The sequence below is a fragment of the Bradyrhizobium sp. CCBAU 53340 genome, from assembly GCF_015291645.1.
Classification (GTDB): domain Bacteria; phylum Pseudomonadota; class Alphaproteobacteria; order Rhizobiales; family Xanthobacteraceae; genus Bradyrhizobium.
On record NZ_CP030055.1, the window covers coordinates 7725671 to 7737220 of the forward strand.

Annotated in this window: 11 protein-coding genes; 5 read left to right on the forward strand and 6 right to left on the reverse strand. The window is 63.3% G+C overall.

Going from position 1 to position 11550, the window contains the following annotated elements:
• Positions 1-93 precede the first annotated feature (93 nt).
• From XH89_RS36555 to XH89_RS36565, 3 genes are all read right to left on the reverse strand, one after another.
• Entirely contained in the window at positions 94-1188 is a 1095-nt protein-coding gene (locus tag XH89_RS36555; protein ID WP_194465110.1) for an HD-GYP domain-containing protein, read from the reverse strand.
• A 345-nt stretch (positions 1189-1533) separates the two neighbouring features.
• Positions 1534-3828 (reverse strand): molybdopterin cofactor-binding domain-containing protein, encoded by a 2295-nt coding sequence (locus tag XH89_RS36560; protein ID WP_194465111.1) that lies wholly within the window; start codon positions 3826-3828, stop codon positions 1534-1536.
• Positions 3825-4316: a (2Fe-2S)-binding protein gene (locus tag XH89_RS36565; protein ID WP_057754010.1), complete on the reverse strand. Its 492-nt coding sequence runs from the start codon at positions 4314-4316 to the stop codon at positions 3825-3827. Before XH89_RS36565 ends, XH89_RS36560 begins: the two co-directional genes overlap by 4 nt.
• Positions 4317-4804: 488 nt before the next feature.
• Between XH89_RS36565 and XH89_RS36570 the strand changes: the two genes are divergently transcribed.
• From XH89_RS36570 to XH89_RS36585, 4 genes are all read left to right on the forward strand, one after another.
• The gene (locus tag XH89_RS36570; protein WP_194465112.1) at positions 4805-5569 is read left to right on the forward strand and encodes an alpha/beta fold hydrolase; all 765 of its coding nucleotides are present in this window, start codon (positions 4805-4807) and stop codon (positions 5567-5569) included.
• Positions 5570-5592: 23 nt separating this feature from the next.
• Positions 5593-5934 (forward strand): hypothetical protein, encoded by a 342-nt coding sequence (locus XH89_RS36575; RefSeq protein WP_194465113.1) that lies wholly within the window; start codon positions 5593-5595, stop codon positions 5932-5934.
• Positions 5935-6097: 163 nt separating this feature from the next.
• Positions 6098-6772, forward strand: coding sequence for a dienelactone hydrolase family protein (locus XH89_RS36580; RefSeq protein WP_194465114.1), 675 nt, complete (start codon positions 6098-6100; stop codon positions 6770-6772).
• A 222-nt stretch (positions 6773-6994) separates the two neighbouring features.
• A complete protein-coding gene (locus XH89_RS36585) occupies positions 6995-7477 on the forward strand; it encodes a hypothetical protein (protein WP_194465115.1) in 483 nt (160 codons plus the stop codon).
• A 155-nt stretch (positions 7478-7632) separates the two neighbouring features.
• Here XH89_RS36585 and XH89_RS36590 read toward each other — a convergent pair whose 3' ends face one another.
• From XH89_RS36590 to XH89_RS36600, 3 genes are all read right to left on the reverse strand, one after another.
• Positions 7633-8364 (reverse strand): polysaccharide biosynthesis/export family protein, encoded by a 732-nt coding sequence (locus XH89_RS36590; RefSeq protein WP_194465116.1) that lies wholly within the window; start codon positions 8362-8364, stop codon positions 7633-7635.
• A 121-nt stretch (positions 8365-8485) separates the two neighbouring features.
• The gene (gene msrA / locus XH89_RS36595) at positions 8486-9142 is read right to left on the reverse strand and encodes a peptide-methionine (S)-S-oxide reductase MsrA (protein ID WP_194465117.1); all 657 of its coding nucleotides are present in this window, start codon (positions 9140-9142) and stop codon (positions 8486-8488) included.
• Between the two features lie 156 nt (positions 9143-9298).
• Positions 9299-9616, reverse strand: a complete 318-nt coding sequence (locus tag XH89_RS36600) for a hypothetical protein (protein ID WP_194465118.1) — start codon at positions 9614-9616, stop codon at positions 9299-9301.
• 386 nt (positions 9617-10002) lie between these two features.
• Between XH89_RS36600 and rpsT the strand changes: the two genes are divergently transcribed.
• Positions 10003-10269: a 30S ribosomal protein S20 gene (gene rpsT / locus XH89_RS36605; RefSeq protein ID WP_194465119.1), complete on the forward strand. Its 267-nt coding sequence runs from the start codon at positions 10003-10005 to the stop codon at positions 10267-10269.
• The last annotated feature ends 1281 nt before the right edge of the window (positions 10270-11550 follow it).

Genomic DNA, 11550 nt, shown 5'->3' on the forward strand with positions numbered 1-11550 from the left:
GTAGGGTGGGCAAAGCGAAGCGTGCCCACCAACGGTCTCGTGGGCACGGCGCGTCGCGCCTTTGCCCACCCTACGGCAGCGGAGAATGCAGCCTCAGAACGATCCCAGCGCCACCGGGCGGAATGCCTGCAGCAGCTGCTGATCAAGCTTGCCGCCCATGCCTTCCATCATCGTGAACGCACGCGCGTGGGTGAAGGGCATGCGGTAGGCGCGCTTCTCGACCAGGGCCGCGTAGATGTCGACGATCGTCGTCAGCCGCACGATGTCGCTGATCTGGTTCGACGACAGGCCATTCGGATAGCCGGTGCCGTCGAGGAATTCGTGGTGATGCAGGACGACGTCGAGCATCTCCGGCGGGAAGCCGCCCTGGGCTGCAAGCGCATCATAGCCGCGGCGCGGATGCTCGCGGACCTCGGCCATCTCCTCGTCGGTGAGCTTACCGGGCTTGTCGAGCAGGTGGGAGGGAACGAAGGCCTTGCCGACATCGTGCAGCAGCGCGGCGCGGGTCAGGCGGCGCTGGTCGTCCTCGCGCATGCCGAGATGCTGCGCGAAAGAGACCGCAAAGCCGGTGACGAACAGGCAGTGGCGGTAGCTGCCGACATGATGACAGCCGACCGTGGTGAGCCATTCGCGCAGCGAGGAGTGCTTGATCGCCTTCAGGATCTTGTTCTCGGCGGCGATGACGTCGTCGAAGGTCAAGGGCACGCCGAGCGGCAGCTTCTCGAACATCTTCTTCAGCACCGCATGCGCCGCCTCGACGCCGCGGTTGAGCGTCTTGCCGCGATCGGTTGCGTCATAGACGGCGGTGTCCGGGAACGCGGCGCGGATGCGCTGCAGGATCGCCTCGGCCTGCAGCGGCCGCGAGATGGTGTCGGTGGCGCCCAGCGCCCAGGCCTGCATGGTGCCGTGGTGAAGTGCGTCCGCCAGCACGAACAGGCGCGGCATCGAGCGGTAGGCCTCGCCGCGCAGCTTGTTGCGCACCCGCTGCACGCTTTCGGGCGAGCGCAGGTTGATGTCGACCACGAGGCCGGAGAGATCCCGCGACGGCTGCTCGGGGATTCCTTCCGTCGTCACCGTCGAGACGTCGCCGACCGCCTTCAGGATGCTGGCGAGCTCGGTGCTCGCGTCGCTCCGGTCGGAGGCAAGCAGAAGCCGGCGTTTGGTGGCGGATTTGGCTGGCGCGTTCATGGCTTCCCCAAAGCACGGGAGTGTATTCGGCATCAGCCTAAGCCGGATCAGGTTCTCCGGCCCTTAAGAGGCGTGCTCAACGGAACCTGCCGCAATTGCACGCAATTTTACGGATCGGGTTTCCAGCAAAGCAAAACAACCCCATGCACAGTAGAACGCCCATTGATGGATAAGGGGAATTTGCTCCGTCATGGCCGGGCTTGTCCCGGCCATCCACGACCTTGGCGCAGGGTACGAAGAGCGTGGATGCCCGGGACAAGCCCGGGCATGACGAAATCCTGGGGTTCAAAACAAATCCGCCGGAGGCTAGCCTCCGGCGGATCAATCTTCGCGAGCCGATCCGGCTTACGCCTTCATCGCCCCCTTCACGGCTTCCGCCGTAATCGGCAGCGCCCGGACGCGGGCGCCGCTGGCATTGAAGATGGCATTGCCGATGGCGGGCGCCACGACCGTCACCGCCGGCTCGCCGACACCGGTCGCCTTCTCGCCGTTGGCGATCACGGCGACCGCGACCTCCGGCATCTGGCTCATGCGCAGCGGCGTGTAGCTGTCGAAATTGGTCTGCTCGATGCCGCCGTTCTTCAGGGTCGCCTTCTCGTACAGCGCCAGCGACAGGCCCCACAGCGCCGCCCCCTCGACCTGGGCGCGGATGTTGTCGGGATGCACCTGCGTGCCGACGTCGGTTGCGACCGTGAGCTTCTTCACGGTCACCTCGCCCGTCGGCGCCACCGCAACATGGGCGACGCAGGCGGTCCAGCTTGCCGTCGCGCGCTCCTGTGAGGAGACGCAGGCCACGCCCATGCCCTCGCCTTTCGGCAATTGCTTGGTGCCGTAACCCGACAGTCCCATCGCCGCGAGCAGCGTGTTGCGCAGCCGCTGCGCGCCGCCGTCGTTCTTGCCGGCGCCGTCGAGCAACGAGATGCGGAACTGCGCGGGATCCTTGCCCGTCGCCGCCGCGATCTCGTCGATCATGCTTTCGACGGCCCAGAAGGTCCAGCCCGGTGCCACCGAGCGCAGCTGACCGGACGGGGTGGCGTTGTGCGCCATCTCGTTCTTGATCGCCCGCACGTGATGGTTGGGCACGGTGTAGAAGAAGTCCGACCCGTTGACCGTGAAGCTGTCGAGCGGACCTTTCTTGTCGACCGAGGGCGTGAGGAAATCGGGAATGCCCCAGCGCGCCGTCGGCCAGGCCGAGACCACGTCATGGCTGATCGCGACCAGCTTGCCGTCGCCGTCCACGCCGGCCTTTACTTTTTGGTAGGTGAGCGGACGCGAGAAATCCATCGTCATGTCGTTCTCGCGCGTGTAGATCACCTTCACCGGCTTGCCCACGGCCTTCGCCGCCTGCACCGCCGGCACCATCATGTCGGCATCGAGCCTGCGGCCGAAGCCGCCGCCCAGCCACATCTGGTGCATCACCACGAACTTCGGATCGATCCCGGCAGCGCCCGCGGCGATCGCGCCGGAGCGCGTCGCGAACTGGTTGCCGGAATAGATGTGCAGGATGTCGCCCTTGAACTCCGCGGTGGCGTTCATCGGCTCCATCGGCGCGTGGATGTTGATGCTGGTGGTGTACTCCGCCTCCAGCACCTTGGCGGCCGTGCCGAGGGCGGCTGCGGGATCGCCGTCCTTGACGAAGAACTGGCCGGAATCCTCCAGTCCCTGAAGCCGCTTGGCTTCATCGAGCAGCGACTGGCTCGACAGCGTTGCATTCGGACCGCCGTCATAGGCGATCTTCAGTGCCTGCGCTGCCTTCTTGGCGTTGGCGTAGGTGCCGGCGACCGCGACCACCCAGCCCGACGTGGTCTGCGTCTTGTCGTCGAGGATGACGGCCTTGATGAAGCCCGGCACCTTCTTGGCATCGCCGTCGTCGACCGATTTCACCGTGGCGCCGAAGCGCACCGGCGGCGTCACGACCGCGCCATAGACCATGCCCGGAATCATCGCGTCGATGCCGTATTTGGCCGTGCCGTTGGTCTTGGAGGGAATGTCGAGCTGCGGCACCGACACGCCGATCATGGTGTATTGATCCGGCGTCTTCAGCTTGATCGCCTTCAGCTCGTCGGGCGTGAAGGTCTTGGTTGCCTTGCCGCTCTTGACGATCTCGGCAAACGACATCTGCTTCTTCGACTTCGGATGCGACACCATGGAGTCGCGGACGACGAGCTGGTCCTTGAAGTAGGGCGGCAGGCCCATCGCCGCGGCTGCGGCTTCGGTCAGGGCCATGCGGCCGGCAGCGCCCGCACGGCTCATCGCCTCGAAGTTCATCATGGTCGACCAGCTGCCGCCGGTGATCTGCGCACCGAGCACCGGATCGTTGAACTTCGGATCGTTGGAGGCGAGGTTGACCCGCATGTCGCTCCACTTCGCGCCCAGTTCCTCGCAGACGATCTGCGCCATGGTGGAGGCGATGTGCTGGCCCATGTCGGCCTTGCCGCAGGTCACGGTGACGAGGCCATCAGGCGAGATCGAATACCAGACGCTCGGCTCGAAATTGGCAGGCGCGGCAGCCAGTGCTTCACCTGTTCCGGGCACGCCGGCATAGCCGAGCACGAGGCCGGTTGCGGCCGTGCCGACCAGGAAGGAGCGGCGGCTGAGATCCGATGTCTCAGGCGTGACGTTTTTCACGTGCTTGTTCATGTGGGCCTCCGCTCGTTGCCGGCGGCGGATGCGGTGCGCATCTCGGTGGCGGCGCGCATGATCGCCTTCTGGATCCGCGAATAGGTCATGCAACGGCAGAGATTGCCGTCCATATGCGCCACGACCTCTTCCTTGGTCGGATTGGAATTCTTCGCCAGCAGCGAAGCCGCCTGCATGATCTGCCCGGACTGGCAGTAGCCGCATTGCGGCACCTGCTCGGCGATCCACGCCTTCTGCAAGGGATGATCGCCCTTGGCGGACAGGCCTTCGATGGTGGTGATCTTCTTGCCGGCGACATCGCCGACCATGGTCTGGCACGAGCGCACGGCTTCGCCGTTGACGTGCACGGTGCAGGCACCGCACAGGCCGGCACCGCAGCCGAACTTCGTGCCGGTCATCTGCAATTGTTCGCGGATGGCCCAAAGGAGCGGCGTGTCGTTTGCCGCATCCACGGACATACTCCGCCCGTTGATCGTGAGCGTTGGCATAGGCGTCTTCCCCTGCCGGTGCATGAAGCCGCTTACGGCGGCAACTTGAATGGCGGACACCCACCGGGCTGGCATCCACCTTGCGCGGAAGAATGATCGCGTTCACGCGCGGAGGCAAATGCAATTTGGAAGCGATCGAAACTATCTCGGCGCCGGACCGTGTGCGTTGCGACAACAGCGCTGATGTTAGCGACTGGACACAACAAGCAGCGCCGCATGCATGCCATCGCAGCGAGGTGGTTTCTTCCGAGTAACCTTGCGAGCTAGGATGCAGAGGAACGCAACAGTGTCGTAGGGTGGGCAAAGCGAAGCGTACTCACCACCCGTTGCGATCGGAAACAGGTGGTGGGCACGGCGCAAGTGCGCCTTTGCCCACCCTACGATTCCGGGCCGGCGGAGAGATACTCCACCTCGCCGCTCTTTCCTGTCGGTAGGGAGGGTGCACCGTCGTCATGGCTCGATAGAAAGAGAAAAGAAAGGCGGAAACAATGCCAAGGATCGATCGGGACGGCGTCGGCATCTATTACGAGGTTCACGGCGACGGGCCGCCGCTGCTGCTCACGCACGGCTACTCATCCACGTCGGCGATGTGGTACGGGCAGGTCGATGCGCTGGCGCGCGATCACCAACTGATCTTGTGGGACATGCGCGGTCATGGCCAATCCGATTATCCCGACGAGCCTGCGGCCTACAGCGAAGCGCTGACCGTCGGCGACATGGCGGCGATCCTCGATGCGGTCGGCGCTAACAGCGCCATCATCGGCGGGCTGTCGCTCGGCGGCTACATGTCGCTGGCGTTCTATCGCGCCCATCCCTCGCGCACGCGTGCGCTGCTGATCATCGACACCGGTCCCGGCTTCAAGAAGGACGACGCGCGCGAGGCCTGGAACGCCCGGGCACTCGCCACCGCCGACAAGCTCGATCGCGAAGGTCTCGACGCACTGAAATCAGCGACGCGCGAGCGCGCCACGGCCAGCCATCGCAATGCGAGGGGATTGGCGCTCGCCGCGCGCGGCATGCTGACCCAGCGCGATGCCAAGGTGATGGAGCTGCTGCCGGAGATCGCGGTGCCCAGCCTGATCGTGGTCGGCGCCGACGACACGCCGTTCCTGGCGGCGTCCGACTACATGGCGGCCAAGATCCCCGGCGCACAAAAAGTCGTGATCCCCGCGGCCGGACACGCCGTCAACATCGATCAGCCGCAGGCTTTTGTTGACGCCGTGCTGCCTTTCCTGAAGAACTTGCCGGAATAGAAGGTCGGACGGGGATCTCGGCAATGAAGCGGACAATCCTGGCTGTGGGCGCCGCGCTGCTCGCGATGGCAGCGTCGGTGCAGGCCGAGCCGTTCGGCACGGTGCCGCTGCGCCGCCCCTTCGTCGACACCTTGTCGAACAACACGCCTTTGGCGTTCGGGATGGATGCGGAGCAGACCGCGCATGCGCTCGGTCAGCCCCTGCAATATGTCCGGGGCCGCCCCGGCAATGAGATCTATCTCGCCCTTCGCGACATCGGCGGCAGCGGATTGGTGCCGTACCGTCACCGCCTGTTCCTGCAATTCCGTCATGGACGGCTGGCAGGATGGAAGGAGGATTACGGCGAGAACTGGATGTGGGAGTGAGGATGCATTGAAGTCGGCACACCGTCATGCCCGGGCTTGTCCCGGGCATCCACGTTCCTAGTGCCGCTCGAAAGATCGTGGATGGCCCGGACAAGCCCGGCCATGACGAGTTTGTGGAACGGCCAGAGCTCCTATCGACCATCAACCAAGAAGGACAACCCGCGTGGGACAAGACATCAAACTGACGGCCTCGGACAATTTTCAACTCGGCGCCTATCGCGCTGATCCCTCCGGCAGCCCGAAGGGCGCGGTGGTGGTGATCCAGGAGATCTTTGGCGTCAATCATCACATCCGCTCGGTCTGCGACCGTCTTGCGGGCGAAGGCTATGTCGCGATCGCGCCGTCGATCTTCGATCGCAGCGAGCCCAACTTCCAGTCGGGCTATACGCCCGACGAGATCGCCGTCGCACGCAAGTTCGTCGCCAATCCCGATTGGGAGGCGATGCTGCGCGACACGCAGGCCGCAATCGATGCGGTGAAGGATATCGGCCCGGTCGGCATCATCGGCTTTTGCCTGGGCGGCAGCATCGCCTATGTCGCGGCAACACGGCTGACCGGCCTGAAGGCCGCGATCGGCTATTACGGCGGCGCCGTGGTGCGCTTTGCGGACGAGACGCCGAAAGTGCCGACGCAATTGCATTTCGGCGAGAAGGATGCCGGCATTCCCCTCAGCGACGTCGAGACGGTCAAGGCCAAGCGGCCTGACGTCGAGGTCTTCATCTATCCGAACGCCCAGCACGGCTTCCATTGCGACGAGCGGCCGAGCTACGACAAGGTCAGCTCGGATATCGCCTGGCCGCGCTCGATGGAATTTTTCGCGAAGCATCTGACGAAGTAGCGCGCGCCTCTCTGCCGTCATTCCGGGATGCGCCGTAAGGCGCAGGCCCGGAATCCATAACCACGAAATGGGGTTATGGATTCCGGGCTCGCGCTACGCGCGCCCCGGAATGACGAGGAGAGAGATTTGCGTCACCCCCCAAGAACAGAAATCGGGTGGCTGCACCACGTTGCCCGGCGATAGAGCTGGCCGATCAAGCCAGGTCACGCCGGGAGAGCGCCCATGCAGCAAGCCAATACCAACATCGTCATCCGCAATCCGTTCGGCACCATGGATGTTCCAGCGCCGGGGGATTGCGAAGTCCTGCACTATGCCATTTCAGCCGCGCTGGCCGGCGATGACGCCGATGGCAATGCGGCGCAGTGGGCGTCGATTCCCGCAGCATCCGATCCCCTTGAAGGTGCCTGGGCGAGCCGCTGGAACGGCGGCGCCGATCCGACGATTGCCGGCGATACGCCGGAGCGATGGAAACAGGGCCGCGCGGAAGTCCGCGTCGTGGGCGGGCGGATCTACCTGCGGTTCGACTGGGATGACGGCCGTCGGCACGGATTGATCGATGCTATCAGCGAGAGCGGCGATCGTCTGATCGGGAAGTACATCAACCTGACCAATCCCGCGATCATGCGGCCGTGGATCGGGCTGGTGGTTGACACTAACAGGATCGACGGATGCTTTCCGAACGGGCGGCTGGATTTCAGGAGGTGACTCTATCTTTCATTCCGGGATGCGCCGCGAAGCGGTGCAGGCCCGGAATCCATAACCACGATCGGGAGTATGGATTCTCAGGTGCGCAATTGCGCACCATGGCTCGCGCTACGCGCGCCCCGGAATGACCAAGGGATAGAGTTGGCCCGAAGCCTCTAAAACCAGCGCTCGCCGACGAACACTGTGTCGCCGGGGCTGACGGGCGTGCCGAGCGGAACGACGGCGCGCATGGCACTACCGGCTTCGGTGTGGGTGACGGTGACCACGTCGCGCTTGGCACGCGGCGAGAAGCCGCCGGCGATCGCGACCGCGCTTTCGACCGTCATGTTGGGCACGTAAGGATATTGGCCGGGCGCGGCGACTTCGCCGAGAATGAAGAACGGGCGATACGACTCGATCTCCACCGCGACCGAAGGTTCGCGAATATAGCCGTTGCGCAGACGCGCGGCGATCTCGCCGGCAAGTCCCGCCGTGGTGCGGCCGCGCGCCGGCACCGAACCGATCAGCGGCATGGTGATGGAGCCGCCGGCATCGATGGCGTAGCTGTTGGTGAGACCTTCCTGGCCGTAGACCACGACGCGCAGCTTGTCGCCGGCATCGAGGTGATAGGAGGAATCGTAACGGACCGGAGCTGCCACCACCGGCGCGGCATAGGCGACCGGCACGGGACCCGGGCCAAGGGAATTGGTGAGCGCATCGATGGCGCCGCCGCCGTTGGCAACGACGACCGGCTGCGGCGCGCTATAGGGCTGGCCATAGGCCATGGTATCGAGATCGGCGCGAGGCTGCACGTAGGCGACGGGACCTGCAGTCTGCATGCAGCCGCCCAGGGTCAGCGCGGCGGACGCTGCCAAGATCGACCATCGAAACGCGCGCAGAACCCGCACCGGAGCATCCCTGAAAACGAGATAGGTCCAGTCTTGCACCCGTTATGGTTAATAAAGGGTTGAGGGGGCGGGGCACGGCGGTCGCACCCTCCCCTGGAGGGGGAGGGTAAGAGAAGCACGCTTACACACTCACACCCACGCCGATCGGGCACGACACGCCGGTGCCGCCAAGGCCGCAATAGCCGGCGGGATTCTTCGCCAGATATTGCTGATGATAGTCCTCGGCGAAATAGAACGGACCTGCAGGCGCGATCTCCGTGGTGATAGCGCCGAGACCTTTTGCAGCGAGCGCCTTCTGATAGAGCGCCTTCGACTGGTCGGCCGCCTTCTTCTGCGCGTCGGAATACGTATAGATCGCACTGCGATATTGCGTGCCGACGTCGTTGCCCTGGCGCATGCCCTGCGTCGGGTTGTGGTTCTCCCAGAACGTCTTCAGCAGTTTTTCGTAGGAGATCTTGTTCGGATCGAACACGACCAGCACCACTTCGGTGTGGCCGGTGCGCCCCGAACAGGTCTCTTCATAGGTCGGGTTCGGCGTGTGGCCACCGGCATAGCCGACAGCGGTCGCATAGATGCCCTCGCCAAGCTCCCAGAATTTGCGCTCCGCGCCCCAGAAGCAGCCGAGCCCGAACACAGCCTGCTCGAGGCCGGCAGGATAGGGCGGCTGCAACTTCGCGCCGTTGACGAAATGGGTGGTCGCGGTCGGAATCGGCTGCGCACGGCCCGGCAGCGCGTCGGCTGCATCAGGCAGTGCGGTGGTCTTGCGCGTGAACAGCATGATCGGGTCTCCGAAAGAACGAGCCGTGCGTCGCCGGAACCAGGCGCTCAGGCGGCGTGCTCGCGATCGAGTGGGAATATAGGTCTTTACGCAGCAAGGGACAGGCTTGTTACAGCGTCCTTGTTCGGGAGCCCAATCCCGGCGGGAATTGAAAGATCAATCCCGGGAATAGCCGATCAGCGGCTTGCGCGGACGGAACAGGATCATCAGCAGGATGCCGAGCAGGCCGAGGACGGCGAAAACCGGCTGGTCCAGCACCAGGCGGATCACCGAGGTCCAGAGCCAGGGCGCCTTGGCCTCGACCCAGCTCCGGAAGGCCGATTGGCTGGCCTGGTTGATGTCGTTCCAGAATTGGCCGAACCGGGTAAAGCGCAGGGTCTGGTCGGCCACCCAGCGGGCGCCGTCATAGACCATGAAGAAGAACCCGCCGGCCAGCAGCAGCAAGCCAATCAGTCGGAAAAAGCCGCGGATCATGTCCCACCCCAATGGCCGTCCGGTCGCACGACCTTCGAAACGCCGCCAGCCAATAGCCAAGAGACGGCAGAAATTCAACCTCATCAGGGCGTTACGGCCCCCTCCGGCACGTCAGGGGCCTGTTTTCCAGCCCCTTAAAGCGTTGACGGTGCCAAAGACCCCCTCTATAAGGGCGCCAACTGGCGGTGGGCGCAATCCTGCCGCCGCTGTTCTTTGAGCAGTTGCAGGCTCTTTTGGGGCCGCAGAGATGGTCGCAAGGCCTATCGCTCATGTTCCGGGAACGGCCCAGCAACCGAACACCCTAAATCCGAGCGTCGATTCCGCGGTCAAGCTGCCGGCGCTACCCGACCAAGACGCGACCGGTACCCGCAAAGGACATTGAGACCATGGCCAATACCACTTCCGCCAAGAAAGCGACGCGCAAGATCGCCCGCCGCACCGCCGTCAACAAGTCGCGCCGCACCCAGATGCGTGGTGCCGTGCGCAACGTCGAAGAAGCGATCAAGAGCGGTGATCGCGCCGCCGCCGCGAAGGCGCTGGCCGCTGCCGAGCCCGCGCTGATGCGCGCCGCCCAGCGCAACATCATTCACAAGAACAACGCCAGCCGCAAAGTCTCGCGCCTCACCGCGCAGATCGCCAAGCTTGCCAAGTAAAACTGCGAATTTAAAACTGCGAAGTAAAGTTCGCAGCACGATCCGATCTCTTCATTCGATCGGTTGACGCGAACATCGCACGCCAATCAGCCCGGCTTTCACGCCGGGCTTTTTGTTGCCCGTCACAATTCATGCTTGCGGTCTTTGGGCGCCCCAATCTTCCATTGGAAGAACCTCGTCGCGCGCGCTATGCTCCATCCGTAGTTTTACCTGCCGTCGTTTTTGCAACAGCGGAAACTTTCACTGCGCTGCGAAAAACCCCTGCGGTATAGGCTTAAGTTGAATTCGCGCGCACCGGAGTTCTGCACACCGTAGTTTCCCCGGAACACGTTTCGAGATTGGGTTACCCTTCGAAACGAGACTCAAAAAACGAAGACTCGCTAATCACTTATCGACATAGCAGCCACAAGCATTTGAAAAATTCGCGCACAACTCAGATGCGTGACGATTTTGTAAAAATTTTTTGGCGGTGGCGCAGCCGTTGTCACATGACAGGCGCGATTTTCGAATCTGTGCACGAATCCAAAAACTTGGTCTCAAGCCTGTGAACAACTCGCGCGCGGCGTTAACGCTGGTCAAGTTTTTTGATGCCTCAAGTCTGAATCAATTTCGTTGCGAGTCTTTCCGCTTAGTGTATTCCTTAAGTCGTTCGCGGCGCCCACGATCTTGAGACCAGCGCGGTTTAGGAAACGGGGCGAGCGTGCAAATCGGCGGCGGTGTGCACGTAGGCGACGCTTCAACAAGCGATTGTCGGTTCAGAACTCATAGCAATATGGGAATGGTAGGGCTTTGTCTTGATGTCTCCAAGCGGGATCTTAGCGATCCCGCTCGCGCCAAGCGAAAATGAGAGACACATCGACGCTGCCCCGACACGCGCGCTGGCGAAGCCGAGCGGACGACACGAGCAGACGGGCAGGACATCCGCGACTTGAGTATAGCGTGGGCGTCTATTTACGCAGGACCTTGCCGTGAGCGATCACGGCAGGACGGGGAGGTATCATGTCCTACGGATTAAACGCGGTATTGACTTTCGTTTCATCGTTCAACGATGCCGTTTCCAATCCGTCTTGCGACCATCCTCCGTGTGAGGGCGCGTCGAGTACGCGCTGACCTCGCGAATCCTCCATCGCAGACATCGCTGATCTGAGCTGCGGCGTTCGCGCCGGGCGGTCGAGCTATGCCCGAAGATGGACTCGCTTGAGGTCGCACCATGACCGAGATCCCGCAGGAACTCCGCATGGCGCCCACCACGCAACCTTATCTCTCAAGAAAAGTTTTCAA